The following is a 21,858-nucleotide window of genomic DNA, read 5'->3' as shown; positions in this document are numbered from 1 at the left end:
TTCATTCGTTTCCGCGGTGGGGTGTCGGCGGGCCCCGCGTCCGGATGCGACCAACATTCGGACTGCTCCGCAAGGAGCGAGCGGGGCCTTTTGACGTTGTGTGGCGGTCCGTTCGGCCTTGCTCATATCTGAGTGGTCGTCTGGCGCCAGGCGCAGCCTATCTCTTGAGCTCGTCACTTGAACAGCTCCCTTCGGAACGTGTCGTACCAGTCGACTTGTCATCAGATATCCAGGTCATCGGACAGGCGTACGGGCCGCTGGCCGTGTCCTATAAAAACGCACACTAAATAAGGTGTTCAGGCAGCCCTGGGTGGCCGGACCAGAAGACGTTCTGGCAGCAAAAAGGAAGTGGGGGACTCCCGGCCGGCGGTGGGGGTGATGTCGCCGGTGTCGGGAGGTGGTTGCTCGGCGCGGCGTACGGCGCGGCCGCTGGCGTGGGCGGTACGGCAGCGGGGGCAGCGACAGCCGTGGACGTTGTAGCGGTACTCGTCGTGGGGGAGGTTGTCGATCCGGTGCTTTCTGCCGAGGGCTTTGGCGTCGGCGAGCCGGGTGGCGAAGTCGGGGTCGGTGCGGGCGCGGCGGGTGGGGACGTTGCGGTGGAGGCCGACGTGGGCGGCGGCCTCGGTGAGGGTCATACCGTGGGCGACGGCGGTGAGGAACTTCTGCCGCAGCGGCTCGTCGAAGGTGGCGGGCCGGCCCCGGCCCCGCTGGCCCGTCACGTCCGGTCCGGGCGGGTGGTGTGCTGTTCGGCGTCGGCCGGGTGTGCGGGGGGCAGGGTGTTGGCGGAGCGAGCGGCGAGGCGGCCCATGGCCTGGTATCCGGCGCCCGTGAGGGCGGTGCGCAGGCGGTGGAGCGCTTGAGGGGTCCAGCGGGGTTGTGCGGTGAGGCGGCCGAGGCGGTAGCCGACGGGCAGGGCGGTGTTCCACACCCGTTCGACGACCTGGGGGTCGAGGTCGGGGAAGAGAAGCGCGGGGAGATGTTCGGGCTGCCCGGCGGCCTCGAGCATGGCGTGGGCGAGGAGGCCGGCGAGGTATTCGCCGCTGCTGGTGCAACGCTCGGCGAGAGCCTGGTCGACGACTGCCGTGTCGGGGCCGGGGGTCGGGGTTGGGGTGGTCATGCGGCGGGCTCCAGGGCGCGGTACGGCAGGGGCAGCGGTGCGGGGGTGGCCGGCTGGACGGTGATGAGGCGCAACCGGGCCCGTGGCTGGGGCGGCTGGGTGGGGGTGCGGCGGCCGCGTGGGTAGGTGGGCATGCCGGGGATGGTGAGCTGGACGGGCCGGGTGGGGGCGAGGCGGCGCTGGCGGGCGCCGTCGGTGGTGGGGGCGGCGGCGATGGGCCAGCGGCCGTCGGGGGTGATGCGCAGGCTGGCGGGGAGGAGTCCGATGCTCTGGGCGAGGGTGAGGAGCTGCTCGCGGGTCGCGGTCTCCTTGTCCAGGCCGAGGAGGGTGCACAGGGCGGCCCGCTGCCAGTTGCTGGTCCGTACGTCCATGCCGGCGCGGTAGGCGACCAGTTCGGTGTCGGTCTCTCGCGCGAGTGCGCGCAGCAGGCGGAGTTTTTGCGGGGAGCGGGCGGCGTCGATCGCGTCGGCGGGGACGTCGACGGTGGTCGGGGTGCCGGTGCGGCGGGCGATGAGGGCGCGGTGGCGCTCGAGGGCGAGCTGTCCGCCCCAGATGCCTTCCGGCTCGGCCAGGCCCCCGTCCACGGTTTCGGTGTTGGCGTAGGTGCGGCAGGCGTCGATGACGGGGCAACGCGCGCAGAGGGTCTTGGCGGCCTTCTCCCGGGCGAGGCGGTCGCGCTGGGATTCGCCGCCGTCGGCGGTGGAGGCGGCCCAGACGTTCACGGACACGGTGGGGTCGCCGGCGGCGCGGCCGGGCTGGTCGGGGTCGGGGGCGCAGCCGCGGTAGCGGTAGTGCCGGTGCTCGGTCAGCGTCGTGTACGCCTGGGTGGTGGTGGTCATGTCGAGCCCCCTTCCTGTGGGTGCGTGTGGCGGGCGAGTGCCGTGTCGATGACGTGGGCGGCCTGGTCGACGGCGGTCTGCTGGCGGGTCGTGCGGGCGTGGCGGGCGCGGAAGGCGGCCAGGTCCCGCTGGCGGGCGGCGGCCGTCAGCCGGTCGGCCGCCTGGTGGCCGCGTGCGGTGCGGTGCGCGGCACGCAGCTTCTGTACGGCGGCGGCCGCCGCGAGCACCGCGGCGGCCGCCGCGAGCACCGCGGCGGCCAGGGCGAAGTGCTTGAGGGGCTTCACCGGCGGGACCGGGGCGTCTCGTACAGGTCGCCGACGGTGCGGTAGGTGCGGCGGACGATCGCCTCGGCGATGACGACCGTGTGGGCCTGGTCGAGGGCCCGGCGGGCATCCGCCCGGCGCCGCAGACGCCACCAGGACGACTCGGCGAGGCAGCAGAGTGCGCCGATGACGGCGACGAGCAGCACGATGTTGGCCACGGCGGGGTCTCCTTCAGGTGGTGGTGGGGGCCCCGCCGTGCGCGGGGTCAGGTGCGTGGACGGCCGACGACGCTCATGCCGCGGCCCTGGAGGTGTGGAGGATGGCCCGCAGCCGGGTTCCGATCCAGGTACCGACCTGGGGGGAGACGGCGTTGCCGAAGCCGTCGACCTGGTCACGGGCGGTGCCCCACACGATGAAGGTGCCGGTGTGATCGCGGAAGTCGACGTCGAATCCGCAGCCGCGGCCGATCTCGTGGGCGGCCATCATGCGGTAGGAGCACTCCTCGAACGGCACCTGCGACAGTGCGGGCCCCCACCGGGCGGTGAGGAGCGCTGTGGTGTCACGGGAGGTGAGCGTGCCGAGCGGGTCGGTGACCGGGTGGGTGGCGGTCTCGGTGCCGGTGGGCCCGTTCTGCTTGAACCAGCCGGCCGCGGTGAGCACGCCGGGGATCTGTTCCGCGGTGAACGTCGACATGGGTTCCGTGTGAACCGCCGGCACGGTGTGCTTCCGGTACGGGATGACCCCGGAGGAAACAACGGCGAGGGTCTCGGACCCGACCTGGGTGGGCAGCGGGTCGCCAGCGCCGCGCGGGGCGCCTTGGTAGTTGTCGACGGCGAGCGCGAGCGCCGTCTCCTCCCACAGTCCCGGGCCGGTCGACAGGAGAGCCGCCTCCTGCTGGCTCGTCTGCGTCGCCAGCGGCTGCAGCAGCAGCCGCTCCGAGCCGTGCACGCCCTTCGCGGGCATCAGGATCGCCGGGAAGTCGGCGAACTTCTGTCGGCACCGCTCGATTCGGGCGGTCGTCGACGCGGCGAACGGCCCGCGGTGGCCGTCCTTGAACGTCTTGACCGGCCGATCGCCGATGCGGGTACCGAGGTCGCTGAGGTCGAGCGCGGCGAGTGACGGCGTGGCCGGCGGCTCGACGCGGGTCCGGCACGACGGGCACCGGTACTCGTACTGCTCGCCGTAGGCGACCTTCCCGGTCGGCGGGATTCCCGTGCGCCAGGTCCAGACGGCCTCCACGTCCTTATCGCAGCGGTGGCAGCGGGACACCGGCCGGTGCTCCAGGTCCGGCATCGGCAGCGACTTGTGCACGAACACCCAGTAGCCGCGGTTGCGGGACTGCGGAACCCCGAAGAATTGAGAGTTCAGGAACAGCACTCGGTAGTTGTAGTCGAGCAGGTCGAACTGCTTGAGCCACCACCGGTAGGTGCTGCCGTCGCCGATCTTCTTGCTGCCGGGCAGGAGCGGACCCCATGACTGAAGCTCGGTGGTGCACTCCACGAGGATCATTCGCGGCCGGTGTGCCTGCGCGTAGTGCAGCACGCAGTTCGCGGTCGCCCGGTCCCGCTCGGAGCGGGTCACTCGGTCTTCGTAGTCGGGGTCGTCCATGCTAAAGAGGGACAGCCCCTGGGCGTACGCCTTGGTCGTGTTGGCCTGGGAATGGTTCACGCAGCTCACCCCGGCGACCAGCAGGTCCGCAGCGGGAAGGTCGCGGGCGGAGTGGTAGTCCGCGGCCTCGGGGTCGACCAGGTCGGCGATCCAGTGCTCGGCCTCGGGATGGTTCGCCTCGTGGACCTCGACCTTGTATCTGTTGTGGTTCGCCGCCATGATCGTGGTGAACCCTGCCCTCTTGATGCCTTCGGTGAGGCCCCCGAAGCCGGAGAACAAGTCGACGGCGACCAGGTCGTCGTGACGGAACCGCCGGCGCCTGACGGCTGGCCGGTGCGTGGCTGTACGCGTCTGCTGCATCGTGCGGCGGGGCATCAGGCGGCGCTCCTTTCGTTTCGGTCGGCGGCCGCGCGCTTCAGGGACGCGATTTGGTCGTCGAGGACCTTGCGGAGAGTGGTTACCGTGCCGTCCTTCGCCGCGAACTGCTCATCAAGGACCTGATGCGTCTCCGCGTCGGCCTTGATCTGCTCCAGTACCTGCGGGTGCTTCCAGCAATCCGAGGTTTGTTGCATCAGCTTCGCCAGGTGCTCACGCGAAGCCGTCGGAGCACCGGTGGCTGGTGAAGGAACGGTGTTGGGCGTCACCGCGGCGTGGGCCGTAACCTCGTCCGCCTCCTGGCGGGCTGCGGCGACCTCGGGCTCCGCCTCCACCTTGTCGTCCCTGAACTCGGTCTCCTTCGGCGCCTTCCAGTACGGCAGCGAGGCCTGCACGACCGGGTCCAAACGGCCCTTGTTGTACAGCGACAGGCCAAACTGGTCGCCGAGGTTCGTGGCGGCACGCTTCAACGCCTGCGAGTCCGCGGTCTTCAAGGCCAGGTCGTGTGCGTCGGCCCGGGAAGGCTGGTTCGTCGCGTCGCCTGTTGCCACGCCGGTCCAGTGCCCCATCTCGATGCCGTCGACCTTTACGGCCAGGCGTACGGACACCCGGTAGATGACGGTCCAGGCCTCGTACTCGGCTCCGTACTCCTGACCGTCCCGGTTCCTCTTGCGCAGCATCTGGCTGGTCTCGCTGATGAGAGTGACGTCGAGCAGGTCGATGTCGTGTCCGCCGAATCCGAAGATGCGGATCAGGTGCCGCTTGATGTCCCACGCTTCCATGTGGGCGAAGCCCTTGCCGTCCTTGCCCACGCGGTCCGGGTGGACCGGCCGCAGCAGGTGGCCGATCTGGAGTTCGGACAGGGCGCCCTGGCGACGGGTGGGAGCGGGCTGGTTCAGGACGTGGTGGGTCGGGCCCTCCGCCGGGGTGGTGGCGGGGGCCTCGGTGGCCGTGGCCATGAGGTCTCCTATGGGGTTGTCACGTGGTGCGGCGGTAGGGGTCTAGTTGTCGGCGTCCAGACCCGTTCCGCGCGGTGCGGGTCCTACTGGGCCGGCTCGTCCTCGGGGGCGTACAGGCCGATCTGGTAGCGGGCCTCGATGGCGGCCCTGGCCACGTTCGAGATCGCGATCTTCGGGTGGTGGCCGGCGGCGTTCATCGCCTCGCACTTCGCGCGGACGGCGTTGGCCAGGTCGACGTCGGGCCGCAGGTTCAGGCTGCCCTTGGCGACGTTGCTGACCGTCTTGCGGCCGGCGCGCCGGACCAGCGGCACGAACGTGCCGTCCAGGAAGTCGCGGAAAGCCTCTTCAGCGATGCCGGTGAGGGTCTCGCCGGCCTGCTCCGCCAGCGCCTTGGCGCGGTCCCGGTCGGCCAGGGCCATACGTACGGGCACATTCGACTCGCCCTCGGCGTCCGACTTGCTGAGGGACTCGCCGGCGCGCAGCAGGACCCAGCCGTGGGGGGCGAGGACCTTGTCGACGGCCTGGGCGAGGTTCTTCTCTCCCGCCTTGCGCAGCGCGGCGGCTGCGGTGGTCAGGTCGTCGCGCAGTTGCTGGGCCGCGGCGGTGCTGGGAGTGCGGGGCACGTAGGTGGGTCCTTTCGGCGGGCGCCGCTTGGACCGGTGGGTCGGCGGGCGCGTGGGGGCGTTCACGCCAGTCTCCTCCATAACGTATTGCGGGCGCCATACGGTAATGCGCCTGCGAGTCGGGTTCCGGGGTGCCCCGGTGGTCACACCATAGACGTTAACGTATTGCTTCTGCAATACGTTAACGATAGAGTGGAGCCACACCACAACGAGCGGGGGACACCGTGAAGCACACCAACCGCCAGACCAGCACCCGCACCCTCGCCGACCTTTACCGGTCCCTCGACCACCGCACCGCCGTCACCATCACCTACCTCGACGAAGACGGCGGCGAGACGATCAGGACCATCGAGCCGTACGACATCCGCACCACCAAGGGTGGTCGCATCGAGGTCCGTGCCATGTGCCGCCTGCGCAAGGAAGCGCGCGGCTTCCTGCTCCACCGGATCGTCTCCTACACCTGCCACCGCGCCGCGTTCGTCCTGGAACGCGAGGAGGCAACGACCCCGGCCGGAAAGGTCGTCGTCGTCCGCAGCGCCGCGCAGCTCATCGCCCGCGAACTCGGCCGCGACTACCTCCCCCGCACCGCCGTCACCCGCTCCGACACCGCACTCGCCGCCTAACCGAGGAAGCCCACGTGACCACCAGCACCCTCACCCGCAAGACCGCATCCCACCAGGTCGAGTTCCACATCACCGACGCCCCGCCAGTCACCCCCGAAGACGGGCAGGGTGACGAGCAGTACGTCATCAACGGCCTCCGGCTCACCTACAACGGCGACCGCATCAGCGTCATCCGGTACTTCACCACCGCCGGGAGCCTGTTCGTCTCCAAGGAGGACCTCGCTGCCCCGGACACCTGGCCGGGCTGGCTGCGCACCCTGGTCGAGGCCTACCGCCCCATCCCCGAGAAGCCGCAGCACGCAGCCCTTCACGCGGTCGCCAAGGAGGACTACGCGACCGCCGCCACCCTGGTCAGCGAAATGTCTACCCGTGACCGGACAGACCTGGCCAACCAGTTGGACGCCCTGCGGCACATCGTCGACCGCGAGTCCTGACACCCGCCCAGAAGCACCGAAGGCCACCGCCCCGAACCTGGGGTGGTGGCCTTGAAAGTCACACGCATTGCGCACGCGCAGCGTAGCGGATCATCTCGTCAGGGCACCAGCCCTCTGCGCAGAGCCCCATGTGCGTGGCCCCGCGCAACGTGCGAAGAAACGCGGGGCCTCCAGGACCACCCAGCGGGTGTCAGTCCGACCGTACGACGCCCGGCCCCGCACCGCCCGCAGGCGCATCCAACGGGGTCACCTCCACCGCGCGCCGCAGCTGCTCCATCGTCGTCGGCAGCGGCGACCACCCGTACCGGCCGGCCATCACCCAGTTGAGCGCGACGATGCCCTTCGTGTACGCCTGCCGCAGCCCACCCGCGCGGATCGTGACCCCCGGCGGCCCGGTCTTCGACGCCCGTAGCGTCACCCACAGCGCAGAACGCCCGCCCTCGAGGGGCAGCGCCTCGACCACCTGCTCCCGCATCTCAAGCCAGCGCCGCACCGCCACCCGGGAGCCCTCCCGCAGCGGGTACCACTCCACCTCCGGCACCGCCGGCAACTCCTCGACCGCCGCAAGAACCCGCTGCCGGCTCTCCTCCGACACCCGCTCCAGCCACCCGCCCAGCACCGACCGCACCGTCTCCGGATGCACCTCAGCCAACGCCGCGATCTCCTCGATCCGGGGCGGCGGCGCCTTCTGCTGACGCCGCCGCACCCCCACCGCCGCCTCACCCGACGCCACATCCGCCAGCCGCAGCGCAGCCAACTCCCCCGACCGGGTCCCCGCATCCAGCACAATCGCCACCATCGCCAGCAGCCGCGCCCGCTCCGCCGCCGACAGTCCGATCCCGTCCTGCTCCAGGGGCCCCTCAGCGGCCATGTCCGCCAGCCCCCGGTACAGCGCCGCACGTGACCGGGCGTCCACCGTCGCCTTCAGCTCCGGCTTATCCACCACCGGCAGCCGCACCGCCTTCTCCGGCACCACCAGATCGGCCAGGATCCGCAGACAGTCCCGCACGATCCGCTGCGACGGCAGCGGCACCGGCTTGCCCACATCCTTCGCGAAGTGACGCAGCTCGCCGGCGACCGCCAACCCCCAAAACGACTGCAGGGCGCGCCACGTGAACAGCTGCGCGGCCGACCGCCGGGCACGGTCCGGCATCTCCTCCCGGCCCACCGCCCGGTCGAACATCCCGACCACCATCCACAGCTGATCCGCCCGCGCCCGCGACACCTGCGCCCGCAGACCGGCCGCCGCCGGAGCAGGCTCACGCCGCTCCCACGATGCCGGATCCCGCGGCGCCACCCGCTCCACCACGCCCGCAAGCTGCCGCACCGACGCCACGCTGTACTGCTGCGCCACGACTCTTCCCCTCACACGAACCGGTCGACCAGATGGTCGTACACGGCGACGGCGGCCGCGGCGTGCTTCGCCTTGAGCGCACCGCCGTCCCGGCGCCGGATGTAGCGGAGCGTCGTCTCGATCGCCGCGTGATCGGCATACTCCTGGATCTCCTCCACCCGAGTTCCCTCATCGTGCATGTGAGTGAGCTTCGAGGCGCGCAGCACGTGCGGAGTGAGGTCCCGGTCCGTCAGGACACCGGCGGCCCGGCCGAGACGGGTGAGGAGCCGGTCAACGGCGTGCCGGTCCATCGGCCGGCCCTGGTCGTCCAGGAGCAGCGCACCGGCCGTACGCCCGGCGGTGGCGGCGTCGATGAGGTCACCGAGCCGGCCAGGCAGCGGGAACGCGCGGCCCTTGCCGCCCTTGCGCCGCAGGTCGAGGACCCGCTGCTCGTTGAGCGTCTTCAGGTGGTGGAGCTGCGCGGTGCAGCACTCGGTCACCCGGCCGGCCAGCGTGTAGATGAGGACCGGGACGAGGGCCTGTTGCGGGGTGTCGGCGGCGTTGATGACGGCCTGCAGCTCCGGCACTTCGAGGATCGGAGTGGCGGTCGTCTCGTCCCGCGGGTCGAGACGGGGCCGGTCGTGCTTCGTCACCGGCGAGACGATGCTCTCGTCCTTCGTCTTCCACCTGGCGTACTCCGACAGCGCGGTCAGCACCGACAGGCGCCGGTTGATCGTGCGTGGCGCCTTCTTCTGCGCCTTCTGCGTCTTCGTCCAGGTCTCGATGATGCCGGGGGTGATCGCTCCGACGAACAGCCGCTCGTGACCGCCCAACTCCCGTGCCACACCGGCCCACAGGCGCAGGTCGTCGGCGTACGCCTGCTTGGAGGTGACGGCCGGCACGGCCTCGGAGCCGAGCCAGGAGGTGACGAGGAGGAAGGTGTCACGGTCGAGACATTCGGCGAGGAGTTCGAGCCGGTAGCGGCGCGGCCCGAGCCGCCGGGTACGCGGGTCGCGGGGGGCGACGGTGCCCAGCAGGTCCCGGAGGTAGAAGAAGGCCTCCTCGGCCGAGCCCGGCGCGGCGAGCTCGGCGCGCGGCCGCGCGGTGATGGTGCGCTCAGTCACGGCGAGTCAGGCCACGTCGTGTTCTTCCGAGCCGAACTCCGGCAGGAAGTCGGGGTGGTCCTTCCACTGCTTGGCCACGCGCTGCAGATCCATCCACGCGAAGCTCATCGACAGCCCGACCGCCACCCGCATGCTGGGCTCGTCGTCGTCATCCCTCAGACTCGCCCTCGAACGCAGACTCTTCACCACATCGAGCAGCGCGCGAAGGTTGCGAGATGCGTCGTCCGTATCCCAGTAGCGATTGGCGTTCTTGCCGGAGAACTGCTCGTCGATACGCGCTTCGACGAAGTCCGCGATGCGGTTGATGTGCTCCGGCGTGGCGGCCATGTGCGACTCCTTCTGAGGGCGGACTGATGCCGTGATCACACCCTACCCGTCTCACGCTTAACACAGATTATGCGCTTCTGAGAGAGCGATCCTAAGGGCCGAGCTCACCCGGCATGAGTCGTAACAATCTCCCGAGACAGCACAGCTAGACCGCCGTCCAGTTACCCTCGTCGCTGAGCACCATGGGGCAGCCGCAGCGGGTACACATGCCGTTCGACACCGGGTCACCGAGGCCCGTCGTCTCGACAGGGTCGTGGGTAAGGCACGCGCCTACCCGGCGCATCGCTATCACGAGAGCCGCTGCGGTGCCCGGCTCTGGCTGGATGCCGAACAGGTCATGTTCCAAGACGGCAATCCGCGTTGGGTTCGGCCGCATCGTCGGCGGCTCAGCGCGGGAAGGCCGGGCCCAGAGCTTCATGCCCCTACGGTCTCACGACCGCGCCGCCGTCATCTCCCTGCGGATCAGAAACCTTATCTGGAGCGAGACGCACCGATGCCTCCGACACTGCCCGAACCAGGGGGAGTTGTTCGAAACGTTCGATTCTTCGCCAGGAACGATCCTAAGCTCCGGCACCTCGCGTGGGCGGATCGCTCTCGATGTCTCGACGGGCGTCCGGTCTGGGCACACTAGTCGGGTATGGGAAATTATACGAGGGTGATCACGATCCGATCCCGCCGACTCACCCGCACCAGTACGATCCCAGCTATCCGTCGCGACGAGGGGAGCGGGCCATGACCAGCCGAGACAGCGAAGAGGAATACGGCCCACACAGCCCCGATTATGGACTCTCGTACGACCCAGACCCCCTCGCCGAGCCTGGCTCCGTCGACGACCCCGACGCCTGGGAGCTCGACTTCCGCGAAGGCGACCCGAACGAAGACCACGCCGAAGCCGCATGGGAACGCGCGTACCGCGAAGGGCACATCACCCGGGAGCAGCTCGCCCAGCGACACGCCCTCCGCAGACAACCGGCAGCCCCGCCGCCGGCCCGCGACCCGGCCGTCATCCAGCGGGCGATCGACAACGTGCGCAGAAAGATCGCCGACCCTAGCCTGAGCGCCGAAGAGAGGACGCTCCAAGAATCGATCCTGACCTGGCTCGAAGAGGACCTGCCGCCGAAGGGAGAATAATCGGCGCCTCGGGGGCGTCTGGAGGTATGCCGCGCTCACGCGGCCGAGTCGATCGTGCAACGCCATCGACTGGCTTCCACCTCCCGGATCAGACTGACTGCGAGCATCAACGAGATCAGCCCGTTGGCCGGTGTGTACTGCTTCGGGGAGGCAGCATGCGCAGTCGCGTGCCGGGAGTACGTCTCGGGCACCGGCCCACCGTGAAACGCACTCAGGGCGCTGGGGATCGGCGCCAGTACGCACACCGAGCGAACCTTCGAGATCAGGATCGCTTCGCTGTACTGCGGCAGGTTGTCACTGAAGGTCTTGTAATCGAAGATCAATCCCTTGTTCTTTGTCTTCTTTCGCAACTTGTCGGAGTGGCGCGAGATCCCACGGATCAGCGTGTCCCACACCGACGCTGCCAACGACTGCGTGGCTGCCCAGGCGCCTGTCGCCGCTACATCGACGCACTCGTTCAGCAGCTGCACGCAGTACGCCAGGCTCTCTCGCTTCACCTCCTCAAGGCGCCGTCGGCAAGACTTCAGCACTTCCCCGCGGTGATCGACGAGGACGTCCAGCAGCTCGTCCTCATCCGCACCCAGCAGCTCCTCAACAACATCAGCATCAGGAACCCAGACGAGGGGAATCCCAGCTCTCATCACACGGAGCAGGTCGTCAATGTCTTGGTCCTCGGGCCAATTCGGGGCCCAGTAGTCCAGGTTCGCCTCCAAGCGCTCCCAAACCGTGCGAAGCACTGGCCCCATACGAGACGGACCAAACTCGAAACCTGCCGCTTGCGCCCACTCGAGGGTTGGCTTGAACACCGTGGACCACGGCACCGCGAACTGGGGCGCCAACTCTCGTAGCGCCTGGGTGGCTGCGCTAACGCTCACGGACCGCCCCCGCGCCCGCATGGCCTGCTGTCGCCGGATTTCCTTTGCCGCCACCCCCGCGAGCGGGTGAATGGGCGGACGGGCCCGCAGCGCGAGTTGCCTGGCCGCAACTCGGTAAGGCAGGTCGGCCCCAAACGGCTTCATTTGCCGCCCGGCCATGCGAGATCTCTCGCGGTCGTCGCTCATCGAGACAGTATGCGCACTGCTGGCGGCTCAGTGAGGGGGATTGGGCGCACGGTGAAGGTTGGCGGAGGCGCAGCCCCTTGGCGTGCTTGATCACCTTATTTAGTGTGCATTTCTATAGGACAACGGGGCGGCGCCGCCCCCCTGCTCAGGCGGGCATGAGCTCGCGCACCGCCGCAACAATCCGGCGGGCCAGGTACAGATGACCGGCGTCCGTGGGGTGCACGTCGCCCGCGCCGACGTACGAGGCCACGTTGGCGGTGGTGATCCACGGTCCATGCGTGGCCACGAGCGTCCCCGTGCCGTCGTAGACGGAGCCGGTGACCGGGGAGATGAAGCGGAAGCCTGCGGTGGCGGCCGCCGCGCGCAGCGTGGTGTCGGTGTTCGTGATGCCCGCGCTCGGGGAGGCGGTGGGTGCCCAGCAGCCGATGACGAATACCTCGCAGCCTGGCAGTCCCGCCTTGACCTGCGCATACAGCGCGTCTGCGGCGGCCGCGATGGCCGTTTGGGAGCCGCCGTTGTCGTTGTAGCCGCCCCAGATGATGAGCCTGTCGGGGGCCCAGGCGATGACGTCGGTGGCGGCCCTGTTTCCGAACGTGGCGTAGACCGGGCTGGTGCCGGCGCTGATGTAGCCGGTGCCGCCGCGGCCTTGTTCCCAGGCGTCGGTGGAGCCGAGGAGCCGCGCGGCCCGGCTGAACCAGGTGCCCGCGCCGGCGCCGGTGTTCTGGGCGGAGCCGTCGCTGATGGAGTCGCCGAGGACCATGAGGCGGCCGCCTTGCAGCGGGAGGCCCCACATGGTGGCGGTGGGGGGAAGGTAGATGCCGCCGAAGGGCACGTTGTAGAAGTCGAGCCGGATCCGGCGGGGTGCCACGCTGCCGAGGTCGATGGTCATCAGGTGCCCGGAGCCGGGCGTGGTGCCGCCCACTGACTGCATGAGGTCGGTGACCCGGCGGCCGTCGATCGACAGGCGGTACACGGCCGCCGTCTGGAACTGGAACTTGAGCTGGAAGTCCTTGGCGTCGGTGCCGAACTCGACGCTCCACACGGCCTGTCCGCTGGTCCAGGTGTTGGGGTAGCGGGACGTGGCCTTCACGTAGTTGACGTCGGCGCCGGATGCGCCGATCTGGAAGCCGCCGGCTCCTGCGTATCGGAACGGTCCGGTGACGTCGGAGCCGGTGAGGGCGACTCCGGGCGGGGCGTACTTCACGTATCCGGTGGTGGGGGTCGTGGTCTGCGCTGTGGAGATGGACGGTGCGGTACCGGCGTAGAGGGTGTCGGCGACGACGGGGTCGGGAAGGTGGCGCTGTCGCCAGGGCTCGGCGATGCCGGCCGTGCTGCCGTTGGCGATGAGCCCGGTGGCGCCCAGGGCCGTCAGCAGGTTCGCCAGCGCGGTGCCGTCGCTGCGGCTGCCGGTGACGGCCTGCTGGGCGACGGGGGTGGCGCCGTAGAGGCCCAGGGTGTTCGCGGCGCCGTTGAGGGCGTGGCGGACGGTCCCGCCGGTGCCCTCGACGCGCAGGTCGCTGTTGATGACCCGCGCGGGCCCGGTGGTGTTCAGGCCTGCGAGGAAGGCAGTGCCGCCCTCGATCGCTGCGATCCGAGTGATGCTGTCGTTCAGGTAGCCGTCCAGGGCGTTGCCCGAGGCCAGCGGGTAGAACTGGCCGGTGGCCCAGGACCGGGCGCCGTGCGGGTCTGTCGCGCCGGCGTGGACGGTGACCTTGTTGGTGGCGTCCGTGGCCGCAGCGCCGATGGCCGCGGACTGGGCGAGATCCGCCTTCGTCTGGGCGCCCGCCGGTGTCTCAGCCCCGATGGCGGCCGGGGTGAGCGGGTCGGTGCCTCCGGTGGCGTGCGTGGCCGCGTGCGAGGTCGGCGTTCGGGCGTTGGTAGTCGTGGGGTCGGTGGAGCGCAGGGCGATGTCGGCGCCTTCTCCGGCCGCGCCGAGCGGCGGCTGGGGGCCTGCCGGTCCGGTGTCTCCGGGGTCGCCCTTCGCGCCGGGGGCCCCGTCCTGTCCGTCTTGGCCGTCGGCGCCCGGCACCCCGGGCACGCCCTGCACGCCCGGCTCGCCCTGGGGGCCGGGGACTGCGACGTAGTGGGCGCGGGAGGGATCGATCTGGTCGATCAGGGCCATGTCTACCTCGTCCTGGGTGACCGACAGGCGCATGTAGAAGGGGCGCACGGGCGCGCCTTTGATCCTCACGGTGACCAGCCACACCCAGTCGCTGGGGTTGGCGCCCGGGACGTCGTTGGGCAGGAGCCGCACACCGACCTGGTTGCCGTCGACCAGGCGCCCCAGGCTGTCAAAGCTGTAGGTGCCGCTGCCGGAGTACACCGTGCCGAAGTCGGGGACCGCGACGGCCGGCACCGCCGGGGCGAAGTCGACCGTGCCCACGGCCGGGCCGCCGCCCGCGGGGCTGGCGGCGGTGTAGCGGACCAGGGTGGTCGGCAGGCCATCAGGGAACGGCATGAGGATCTCCGGTCAGTAGCGGCGTCGGTCCGGGGCCAGGCCGAGGATGGTCAGCCCGGTGTTCTGCGGCTGGCTGGGCCCGGGGCCGGGTGCTGGGCTGCTGGTGGGCGTGCAGGTGTAACGGGGCGCGTCGGGGTCGAAGCCGTCGACCGGCGTGCAGACGTAGGTGACGCCCTTGGCGTCGGTGTACGTCCAGCTGGCCGGGGGCTTGCCGTCCGTTCCATCTGCTCCGTCGCGGCCGGGCTGCCCGTCCTGTCCCGGGGCGCCGTCCTTGCCGTTGGCGCCATCCACGCCGTCGCGGCCCGGAGCGCCGGTGGCGTCCTGTCCGGGCGGTCCGGTCGGCCCGGGGGCGGTGGAGTCCGCGCCAGGCGGGCCGGAGGGCCCCGGCTTACCCGTTCCGGCAGGGCCGGGTGATCCGGCCGGTCCTGTGGGGCCAGGTGACCCGGGTGGGCCGGAGGGTCCGGTGACGCTGCGGCCGGGCTCACCACGGGAACCGGGCGGGCCGGCGATCGGCTTCTCTCCCAGTCCCTCTATCTGGTGGGCCAGCGCGTCGCGGGCCGTGTTGGCGGTGCGCAGTTCGTGGGACAGCGTGACGACCTGCACGGCGAGCCAGCCGAGAAAGAGGACGACGAAGACCAGGGTGGTGGCGAGCAGCAGCTCGGCGCGCGGGAGGAGTCGAGTGGCGGCCGCGGCGATGCGCCCGGGCGTACGGTGCTTCATTTCGAGATCACCGACCAGAGTGAGATGGCGGCTCCGACGAGGCAGATCAGGACCGGGATGACGGCCTGGTACAGGCGCTTCTGCCGCTCGTCTTCACGCTTGATGGCCTGGTCCCTCTGGTACTTCTCGAACTCGTCCTCGAGTTTCTTCGTGGCGTCGGCGTTGCGCTGCCCGTCGGAATGCAGCGCGGCCAGGCGCTGCTCGAGGTAGCTGGTCTGGATCGTGTAGACGTCGAGGGAGACGACCTTGTCGAGGCGGGCGTTGATGTCGCCCAGGCCGTTCTGGAAGCGCGTGTCAAGCAGGCCGATGAGCCGAGACAGCTCACCGTTCGTCGGCTCATCGGCCATGGTGGGGCTCCGGAGGGAAGGGCGTCAGGACAGGACGGTCGGCCGACGGGGGCCGGTGCTCGTGGGCGTCACCTGTCCGCGGGTGAGCAGCGTCAGCAGGGCGAGGACGAAGACGTTGATGGCGCCGACGGTCTCCTGGGCCACGTCGTAGCCGAAGGTGGCGAGCAGCACGGCCCCGGCGGCGACGACGGTGGTGAAGGCCTGCGGGGCGACCGGCCGCGTCTTCCACGCGGCGTACGCGCCGAGGACGGCCGTCACGAAGGCGACGCTGCCTCCTGCCATGGCGTCGGTCAGGCCGGTGATGCCGAGGCTGACGATGAGGCCGAGGCTGGCCGCGAGGGTGTTCATGAGCACGACGGGCTCGTAGCCGAGGATCTTCACGGGGACTCCTTTGATGGGGCTGGGGTGGGAGGGGTCAGAGCTGCTTGGGGACGCGGAGCTTGTCCCAGGAGGTCTTGCCGGGGATGCCGTCGGCGTCGGCGCCGGAGTAGCGGAGCTTCTTCTGCCAGCGCCGGTAGGACTCGCGGTCGGCGTTGGTCCAGTGCGGGCCGGGTCCCTGGTTGTAGGCGCTGCAGCCTTCGGCGACGAGGCGGCGGCCCATCGCGGTGATGATCGGGCTGCGGCGGCCGCCGTGGAAGAACGCCGCGCCCGGGAACGGCTCGTACTGCGGGGCCGGGGGCTTGCCGGGGACCTTGAGCTTCTGGCCAATGGCGAGCTTGTCGGGGTTCTTTAGGGCGTTGAGGGAGACGAGCTTGGCGACGGTGGTCTCGTAGCGGGTGGCGATCTCGGAGAGGGTGTCGCCGTCCTTCACGGTGTACGTGGTCGTGCTCGAGCCAGTCCCTCCCCCGCTGCCGGGCGTGCTCCCGCCGGTCGGCGTGGCCTTGCCGGGCACGATCGCGGTGTCGATCGCACCGGGATCCCAATGGTCGTTGCCAGGGACGTGGCAGTGGCCGTAGTGGCCGCCCTTGGTCTGCCAGGTGGTGCGGTCCCGCTTCGTTGCGGTGGCAGCGGTGGCAATCGGCTTCCCGGCCGGCCAGACGTCGGGGACTCCGTGGGCGCGCCCGGCGGCGATGAGCTTGCGGAAGTTGGGCTTCTTGGCCGGGTCGAAGCCGTTCGTCCAGGGGTTCTTCGCGCGGGCGAGGACCTCGACCTGAATGTTGACCTTGCCTTCGCGGTTCGTGCGGCGGGAGCCGTCGTTCCGCAGCGCGCGGCCGGACTGGGTGAGCGGGCCGAACTGGCCGAGCAGGTCGGACTCGGGGTCGTAGATGACCTGCGGCTCGGCGGCGACCCTGATCAGGTAGGCGGCCACGCTGTAGAAGTAGGGCTTCCCGGCCGGGGACTCGGTGGTGTGCCAGGTGACCCTCGGCGGGTTGCCGGGGGTGTCCATCGCGCCGCCGATGACCTGGTCGCCGAACCGTACGACCCCGTCGATGTAGGCGGGCCCGGAGGCGCCGCGCGGCAGGTCCTCGAGGGCCGCGGGCTCCTGCCCGGGCTCGGGCATATGGATGACAAAGCCGGGCGCATCGGTGGGGACGTAAACGTCGAGGTCGCCGTCGTCGCGCAGGACCATGAACGCGCCCGCCTGGCGGGGATGGTCCTTGACCCACCGCTCGGTGTCCTCGAGGTCGGCGATCGCGCGGACTTCGTCGACGTGGGCCTGGTCGACGGTGCCCAGGTAGGTGGTGGTGAGCTCGAGCGTCTCGGGGTCGATGTGGTCGACCGCCACGTGGAAGGTGGTCACAGGAGTACTCCGTCGAGTCGGGGCTGGATGAGGTCGATCTCGTCGCGCAGGGCGAGGTAGGTGGACAGGCGCAGCCGTCCGTCGCCGGCGTCGCCCCAGCCGGTCCCCCAGGAGTTCCGGAACCGGAGCACGGTGTGCTCCGGTTCGAGGGCGCCGTCGATGCTGGCGACGGACTCGAGGGCGGTCAGGCACACTTCGTGGCCGCCCTCGATGGGGCTTGCGGTCCAGGTGGGGTCGGCGTCGATGAAGCCGTCGGTGTCGAAGTCGCTGGTGAAGGCGGCGTGCCAGGGCATGCCCATGAGCACCGGTCCCGTCTGGAGCAGGGTGCAGAGCTCTGCGGCGGTGGTGGCGTGGCCGTACTGGTCGATGAGGCCGCGGTCCCGCATGGCCTTGGCGACGCCGAGTCCGGAGGAGCCGACGTCGTCGGACGGCCAGGCGTATTCGTGCCAGCGGTCGCAGGCGGTGGCGTCGGCGTACAGGCCGATTGCGAAGTGCTCGGCGGCCGCCGCGTCGGAGGTGTGCAGCCCGGCGGCCGCGGCCCGCTCGGGAGAAAGCAGGATGGACAGGAGGGCGGTGGCTGCGTTGCCGGTGCAGGACGCGAGCGCGTCCAGGTCGCTGTCGAGGCCGTAGTCGTAGCTTGTGTGGATGCCCTGGGCGGTCAGGTTGCGCTGGTCCAGGACGGGCAGGCGCGGCTCCCACGCAGAAGGTCGGAGCGGCTGCCCGTCGTAGGGGCGCCGGTAGGCGAGGCTGCGCGGGTCCAGCACCTGGTGGCGTCCCAGATGTGGCTGGACCTCGTAGGTGTGGACCGTGGTGTCGGGCACCTGCCCGTGCTCCTGCACTCCCCGCGCCCAGAGCTGACGGTGTATCAGCGCACCTTGCTGGTGCGGTCCCTCGGGGGTGGTGCGGGGGCGGAGGGTCGCCCGGTGATCTCAGCGTAGGTGCCGGGGGGCTGATCGCTCCCCCTGGCTCAGGCCTCGCGGTAGTTGCCGGAGATGGTGATGCGGGCACCGGCGAGGAGGTTGGTGCCGTTGAGGATGTTGTCTCGGTTCGCGGCGCCGTCGTTGGAGACGCTGATGCGGTCGATGACGGCCCCGGTGCCGGTCTCGAGGGCGACGGCGTGGCCGTTCATGACGGCGCCGGCGGTGGTGGTGGATTGGGTGTGGCAGGGGATGACCTGGCGGGTGCCGCGGTAGATGCTGCTGGGCGCGGTGACGGTGACTGCGGTGGCGCCGTTTCCGGCGGCGTTGACGACGAACTCGGCGGTGAAGAAGACCACTTTGCCGAGCTTGTAGTACCAGCCGGTGCGGGAGGTGAACGTTGCGGTGCCGCCGCCGGCGACCGTGGGGGTGTAGGTGGTCCACTCGGTGTCGGTGGCCTTGATGATGCCGGTGACGTACAGGCCGGGCGTGGAGCCGGAGTCCGAGGTGTAGTAGAAGCCCTTCTCGTTGACGTCGGTCCAGTCGAGCGTGTCCGCGGTGAACGTGAGGTCGGCGGTGTCGGCTGCGGCGGGTTCGTAGATGGAGGCGACGATCTGCCCGGGGTTGGCGGACCCGTCGGAGGCGTAGGCGTAGATGCGGGTCAGGCCGCCGGATCCGTCTCCGGTGGTGAGCTCCCACTCGCCCTGGTCGTTGCTGGTGCCGCCGCCGGAGACGAGCTGGAGCGTGGCGCTGGTGTCGGCGGCGGCGACGGTGGGCGCCCACAGTGCGGCGTAGGGGCGGGCGTGCGGCGAGGTGCGCACGGACGCGACGAGTTCGCCGGGCGCGGTCTCGGTGGCCTCTCCGGAGTAGAGCTGGACCGCGGGGATGCCGATGGAGTTGCTGGGGATGACCTTGACGCGCTTGCCGGCGGTGTCGGTCTGCAGCGTGGCGCCGGTGACGGTTCCGCCGGTGATGGTCTTGCCGGTGATCGCGTCGGCCTTCAGAGCGACCGCGTCGACGGATCCGGCGGCGAGCTTGGCGGTGGTCACGGCGTTGGCGTCGAGCTTGCCGGTCGTGACGGCCAGGGCGGCGATTTTCGCGGCGGTGACGGCGTCGGCGGCCAGCTTGTCGGTGACGACGGCGCCGGCCGCGATCTGCCCGGCGAGGATCGCCCCGGCCACGATCTTCGCGGTGGTCACCGCGTCGTCGGTGATCTCCGTGGTGCCGACTGCGCCCGCGGCTATCTTCGCCGCGGTGACGGCGTCGTTGGCGAGCTTGAGTTCGGTGACGATGCCGTCGATGAGCTGCTCGGCGACGACCGGCGTGGGGCTGGTGGGGCCGACCTGTGCCGTAGATGTGGAGGCGGTGCCGGAGGTGTTGCGGGCCAGCAGTCGTACGTACAGAGGGCCGGTGGCGGGAAGGTAGACGACGGCGCCCTGCGGGGTCTCGATCGTCGCCTGCAGCGTCACCGTGCTGGGGGTGAACCCGGAGACCGGGGAGGCGTGGACTTCGACGCGGGAGAAGTCCAGCGGCAGGATCTGGCCGCCTTCGAGGGTGCCGTCCCAGGTGACTTTGATGCCGCCGAGCGCGGCGGCCACGACCGGCGTGGAGGGGGCGGGCGGAGGGGGGCCGTTGACGACGTTCACCGCGGTGGTGCCGTCGGCCTGCTGCCCGACCAGGGCCCGTAGCGACCCGGCGCCGTCGCGGACCTGCAGGTGGGTGTCGTCCAGGGACGCGGAGGACAGGCGCGAGGCGCGCTCCACCGCCTCGACGCGCTTCTTCAGCTTCTGCAGCTCGAGTCCGAGGTTCGTCATGCGACGCCTCCGTACTGGTAGGTGTTGGCCGGGCTGAGCTGGACGGTGGCCTGAGGGCCGCCGGGCGCGTCCGGGCGGATGGTCCAGCCGGTGACGCGGCACCAGCCGGTGTAGTCGGTCCAGGCGTTGTGGACCCGGGTGTAGATGTCGTCGCCGACCTGCCAGCTCCCGAACGGCGCCGCCGTCGTGTCGCGCAGGGTGATCTGGTTGACCGAGCCGAGGTTCTGGCGCTGGGTCCGCTCGGAGGCGGCGCGGGCGGCGAGGATGTCGGTGCCCTTGACGTCCGGCAGGTCCAGCACGTGCTCGAGGCGCAGGCGGCCGTTGCGGATCGCGGAGATCTGGCGGCGCTTGGCGGAGCCGTCGCCAGCGCCGGAGGCGATGACGACCTGGGCGTAGTCGTCGCCGGCGAGTTCGACTTCGGGGTCTTCGACGATGTTCACGCCGCTGCTGAAGGAGATGTCGGTGCGGCGGGCCCCGAGGCGGGGCCAGCCGAGGCGGATGTGCTTGATGACATCGCTCTTGTCGGCGTTCCACGAGGTGGTGCACGTGTAGTCGGGGGTGGCGTCGCCGGAGACGAGGTCGTCGAGGCGTTCGCCGAGGACCGGGTGCTCCCAGGCGTTGAAGTGCAGGACGTCGTCGGGGGTGCCGACCGTGGAGGTGGAGGTTGTGGCGTCGACGGTGACGCCGAGATCGCCGTCGGCGGCCGCTTGGGCGTAGGCCCAGATGTCGCGGATGACCTGGCACCGGTCGGCGTAGGTGTAGGGGCCGCGGGCGCCGAGTTCGCCGTCGATGTCGTGTCGCTTTTGCAGGTACGACGGCCAGGAGGCGGCTTCCAGGGCGAGGCTGTTGCCCTGGGTGCGGACGTCCCAGACGATGCCGCCCCAGCGGATTTCGCCGTCGGATTCGACGTAGATGTTGGTGGTGCCCGGGTCGACGAGGGTGGGGTGTTGGGCGAGGAGGCGGGGCTCGAGCTGTCCGGAGAGGGATCCTGGTCCGTTGAGTTCGGGCCCGTACTCGCGGTCCTGTAGCGGCAGGTCGAGGGAGAGCCACTCGCCGGTGAGGGCGTGCTGGGTGAGGACCCGGTCCCGGCTGGGGCTCATCGGGGGGCCTCTTCGAATTCGACGTCGTACAGCGCGGTGGAGGACGCGTCGACGGAGATTTTTCCGGTGTTCCCGGACGCGCCGGCGGCTTGGAGGCGTAGGAGCTGGGTGGTGCCGCGGTAGGCGTCGGGGATGGTGAGGGTGTCGGCGATGCCGTGGGTGATGCGGCGTGTGGCGCTTCCGCCGTTGTCGTCGATGGTGGTGGCCTGGACGATGAGGGAGGCGCCGAGCGTGGCGCGCATCGCGCCGAAGAAGTTCGCGGTCGTCAGTCGGACGCCCCACACGTCGCAGCGGACTTTGACCTTGCTGGCCCAGGTGGGCACGGTGAGGTTCCATCCGCCGAGGGTGTTGAAGTAGCTGTACGTGCTGGTGTTGCCGGTGATCTCGGTGGACAGCAGGGTCGGGGACTGGGGAAGCTGCTGGCGCTCGCGGCGGGGGTTCGCGAGGGTCCGAATGTCCTTGATCATGGCGTCGGTGATCGTGGATGTGGACGCGGGGATGTCGATGCGGGCCAGGGGGATTCCGGTCCGCCCGTCCGGGATGGTCGTGGCGGACGCGGAGACATTCGAGATGACCTGGAAGTAGGCGATCTGGCCGGTCGCCGGGTTGAGGGTTCCCTCGTACTCGGGGTCTTCGACGCGCAGGATGACCATGTCGGAGCGGCCGGAGCCGCCCGTGGCCGCTATGGGCACGGACGTGGCGCCGATGTTGCACACCGAGTAGTGCCCCTGAAAGGTGTTGACGCGGCCCCGGACGACTCCGGATCCGTCGCCGACCTGGACGCTGGTGCCGGGTGTGCCGAGCTGGGTGACCTTCAGGTCGGTGCCCTGGGTGATGCCCTCCGCGCCGCGCGCCAGGTCACGGACCAGCAGGCGGAACTGCTGGGCGCTGTGGGTGGCGCCGTTGATGAGGATCGGACGGGGAAAGAGCGTCATCGCGGTCTC

The 21,858-nt window shown here is 70.3% G+C and carries 23 protein-coding genes and 1 pseudogene; 3 read left to right on the top strand and 21 right to left on the bottom strand.

Features of this window, described 5'->3' with window-relative positions; translation table 11 throughout:
* Positions 1 to 296: 296 nt before the first annotated feature.
* From ACZ7J0_RS32780 to ACZ7J0_RS32745, 8 genes are all read right to left on the bottom strand, one after another.
* Complete coding sequence (locus ACZ7J0_RS32780; protein WP_470893555.1) at positions 297 to 719, bottom strand: hypothetical protein; 423 nt, start codon at positions 717 to 719, stop codon at positions 297 to 299.
* Positions 716 to 1,117, bottom strand: coding sequence for a hypothetical protein (locus ACZ7J0_RS32775; RefSeq protein WP_470893554.1), 402 nt, complete (start codon positions 1,115 to 1,117; stop codon positions 716 to 718). Before ACZ7J0_RS32775 ends, ACZ7J0_RS32780 begins: the two co-directional genes overlap by 4 nt.
* The gene (locus ACZ7J0_RS32770) at positions 1,114 to 1,956 is read right to left on the bottom strand and encodes a WhiB family transcriptional regulator (protein ID WP_470893553.1); all 843 of its coding nucleotides are present in this window, start codon (positions 1,954 to 1,956) and stop codon (positions 1,114 to 1,116) included. Before ACZ7J0_RS32770 ends, ACZ7J0_RS32775 begins: the two co-directional genes overlap by 4 nt.
* A complete protein-coding gene (locus tag ACZ7J0_RS32765; protein ID WP_470893550.1) occupies positions 1,953 to 2,240 on the bottom strand; it encodes a hypothetical protein in 288 nt (95 codons plus the stop codon). Before ACZ7J0_RS32765 ends, ACZ7J0_RS32770 begins: the two co-directional genes overlap by 4 nt.
* Complete coding sequence (locus tag ACZ7J0_RS32760) at positions 2,237 to 2,437, bottom strand: hypothetical protein (RefSeq protein WP_470893548.1); 201 nt, start codon at positions 2,435 to 2,437, stop codon at positions 2,237 to 2,239. Before ACZ7J0_RS32760 ends, ACZ7J0_RS32765 begins: the two co-directional genes overlap by 4 nt.
* A gap of 73 nt (positions 2,438 to 2,510) precedes the next feature.
* Positions 2,511 to 4,202: a DNA cytosine methyltransferase gene (locus ACZ7J0_RS32755; protein ID WP_470893546.1), complete on the bottom strand. Its 1,692-nt coding sequence runs from the start codon at positions 4,200 to 4,202 to the stop codon at positions 2,511 to 2,513.
* The gene (locus tag ACZ7J0_RS32750) at positions 4,202 to 5,161 is read right to left on the bottom strand and encodes a Rad52/Rad22 family DNA repair protein (protein WP_470893544.1); all 960 of its coding nucleotides are present in this window, start codon (positions 5,159 to 5,161) and stop codon (positions 4,202 to 4,204) included. Before ACZ7J0_RS32750 ends, ACZ7J0_RS32755 begins: the two co-directional genes overlap by 1 nt.
* A gap of 83 nt (positions 5,162 to 5,244) precedes the next feature.
* Positions 5,245 to 5,784 carry a hypothetical protein gene (locus ACZ7J0_RS32745; RefSeq protein WP_470893543.1) on the bottom strand — a complete coding sequence of 180 codons (540 nt, stop codon included), beginning with the start codon at positions 5,782 to 5,784 and terminating at the stop codon, positions 5,245 to 5,247.
* A 224-nt stretch (positions 5,785 to 6,008) separates the two neighbouring features.
* Here ACZ7J0_RS32745 and ACZ7J0_RS32740 point away from each other — a divergent pair, with 224 nt between their 5' ends.
* Positions 6,009 to 6,407 carry a WYL domain-containing protein gene (locus tag ACZ7J0_RS32740; protein ID WP_470893541.1) on the top strand — a complete coding sequence of 133 codons (399 nt, stop codon included), beginning with the start codon at positions 6,009 to 6,011 and terminating at the stop codon, positions 6,405 to 6,407.
* Between the two features lie 14 nt (positions 6,408 to 6,421).
* The gene (locus ACZ7J0_RS32735) at positions 6,422 to 6,841 is read left to right on the top strand and encodes a hypothetical protein (protein WP_470893539.1); all 420 of its coding nucleotides are present in this window, start codon (positions 6,422 to 6,424) and stop codon (positions 6,839 to 6,841) included.
* Between the two features lie 190 nt (positions 6,842 to 7,031).
* Here ACZ7J0_RS32735 and ACZ7J0_RS32730 read toward each other — a convergent pair whose 3' ends face one another.
* Genes ACZ7J0_RS32730 through ACZ7J0_RS32720 form a run of 3 tightly spaced genes read right to left on the bottom strand, consistent with a single transcriptional unit; the run spans position 7,032 to position 9,625 of the window.
* Entirely contained in the window at positions 7,032 to 8,195 is a 1,164-nt protein-coding gene (locus ACZ7J0_RS32730; RefSeq protein WP_470893537.1) for a helix-turn-helix domain-containing protein, read from the bottom strand.
* Between the two features lie 11 nt (positions 8,196 to 8,206).
* A complete protein-coding gene (locus ACZ7J0_RS32725; RefSeq protein ID WP_470893535.1) occupies positions 8,207 to 9,298 on the bottom strand; it encodes a tyrosine-type recombinase/integrase in 1,092 nt (363 codons plus the stop codon).
* Positions 9,299 to 9,304: 6 nt separating this feature from the next.
* Positions 9,305 to 9,625 carry a hypothetical protein gene (locus ACZ7J0_RS32720; protein ID WP_470893533.1) on the bottom strand — a complete coding sequence of 107 codons (321 nt, stop codon included), beginning with the start codon at positions 9,623 to 9,625 and terminating at the stop codon, positions 9,305 to 9,307.
* A 732-nt stretch (positions 9,626 to 10,357) separates the two neighbouring features.
* Between ACZ7J0_RS32720 and ACZ7J0_RS32715 the strand changes: the two genes are divergently transcribed.
* Positions 10,358 to 10,756 (top strand): hypothetical protein, encoded by a 399-nt coding sequence (locus ACZ7J0_RS32715; RefSeq protein WP_470893531.1) that lies wholly within the window; start codon positions 10,358 to 10,360, stop codon positions 10,754 to 10,756.
* 35 nt (positions 10,757 to 10,791) lie between these two features.
* Here the strand turns inward: ACZ7J0_RS32715 and ACZ7J0_RS32710 are convergent, their stop codons facing one another.
* The 10 genes and pseudogenes from ACZ7J0_RS32710 to ACZ7J0_RS32665 all read right to left on the bottom strand — a co-directional run bounded on the left by ACZ7J0_RS32710 (position 10,792) and on the right by ACZ7J0_RS32665 (position 21,849).
* Positions 10,792 to 11,817, bottom strand: coding sequence for a hypothetical protein (locus ACZ7J0_RS32710; RefSeq protein WP_470893529.1), 1,026 nt, complete (start codon positions 11,815 to 11,817; stop codon positions 10,792 to 10,794).
* 145 nt (positions 11,818 to 11,962) lie between these two features.
* A complete protein-coding gene (locus tag ACZ7J0_RS32705) occupies positions 11,963 to 14,275 on the bottom strand; it encodes a GDSL-type esterase/lipase family protein (RefSeq protein WP_470893528.1) in 2,313 nt (770 codons plus the stop codon).
* A 12-nt stretch (positions 14,276 to 14,287) separates the two neighbouring features.
* On the bottom strand, positions 14,288 to 14,995 hold the full coding sequence (locus ACZ7J0_RS32700) for a collagen-like protein (RefSeq protein ID WP_470893526.1): 708 nt from the start codon (positions 14,993 to 14,995) through the stop codon (positions 14,288 to 14,290).
* Positions 14,992 to 15,342, bottom strand: coding sequence for a hypothetical protein (locus ACZ7J0_RS32695; protein ID WP_470893524.1), 351 nt, complete (start codon positions 15,340 to 15,342; stop codon positions 14,992 to 14,994). Before ACZ7J0_RS32695 ends, ACZ7J0_RS32700 begins: the two co-directional genes overlap by 4 nt.
* Positions 15,343 to 15,366: 24 nt before the next feature.
* Entirely contained in the window at positions 15,367 to 15,723 is a 357-nt protein-coding gene (locus ACZ7J0_RS32690) for a hypothetical protein (RefSeq protein ID WP_470893522.1), read from the bottom strand.
* Between the two features lie 34 nt (positions 15,724 to 15,757).
* A pseudogene (locus ACZ7J0_RS32685) lies at positions 15,758 to 16,030 on the bottom strand (peptidoglycan-binding protein); the annotation flags it as partial.
* Positions 16,031 to 17,079: 1,049 nt separating this feature from the next.
* Positions 17,080 to 17,904 carry a hypothetical protein gene (locus ACZ7J0_RS32680; RefSeq protein WP_470893520.1) on the bottom strand — a complete coding sequence of 275 codons (825 nt, stop codon included), beginning with the start codon at positions 17,902 to 17,904 and terminating at the stop codon, positions 17,080 to 17,082.
* Positions 17,905 to 18,050: 146 nt separating this feature from the next.
* Positions 18,051 to 19,814 (bottom strand): autotransporter outer membrane beta-barrel domain-containing protein, encoded by a 1,764-nt coding sequence (locus tag ACZ7J0_RS32675; RefSeq protein ID WP_470893518.1) that lies wholly within the window; start codon positions 19,812 to 19,814, stop codon positions 18,051 to 18,053.
* Positions 19,811 to 20,914 carry a hypothetical protein gene (locus ACZ7J0_RS32670; protein WP_470893516.1) on the bottom strand — a complete coding sequence of 368 codons (1,104 nt, stop codon included), beginning with the start codon at positions 20,912 to 20,914 and terminating at the stop codon, positions 19,811 to 19,813. Before ACZ7J0_RS32670 ends, ACZ7J0_RS32675 begins: the two co-directional genes overlap by 4 nt.
* Positions 20,911 to 21,849, bottom strand: coding sequence for a hypothetical protein (locus tag ACZ7J0_RS32665; RefSeq protein ID WP_470893515.1), 939 nt, complete (start codon positions 21,847 to 21,849; stop codon positions 20,911 to 20,913). Before ACZ7J0_RS32665 ends, ACZ7J0_RS32670 begins: the two co-directional genes overlap by 4 nt.
* Positions 21,850 to 21,858: the final 9 nt, after the last annotated feature.

This window comes from Streptomyces sp. NPDC038280, from assembly GCF_055600045.1.
This window is presented reverse-complemented; position numbering and strand designations above follow the sequence as displayed.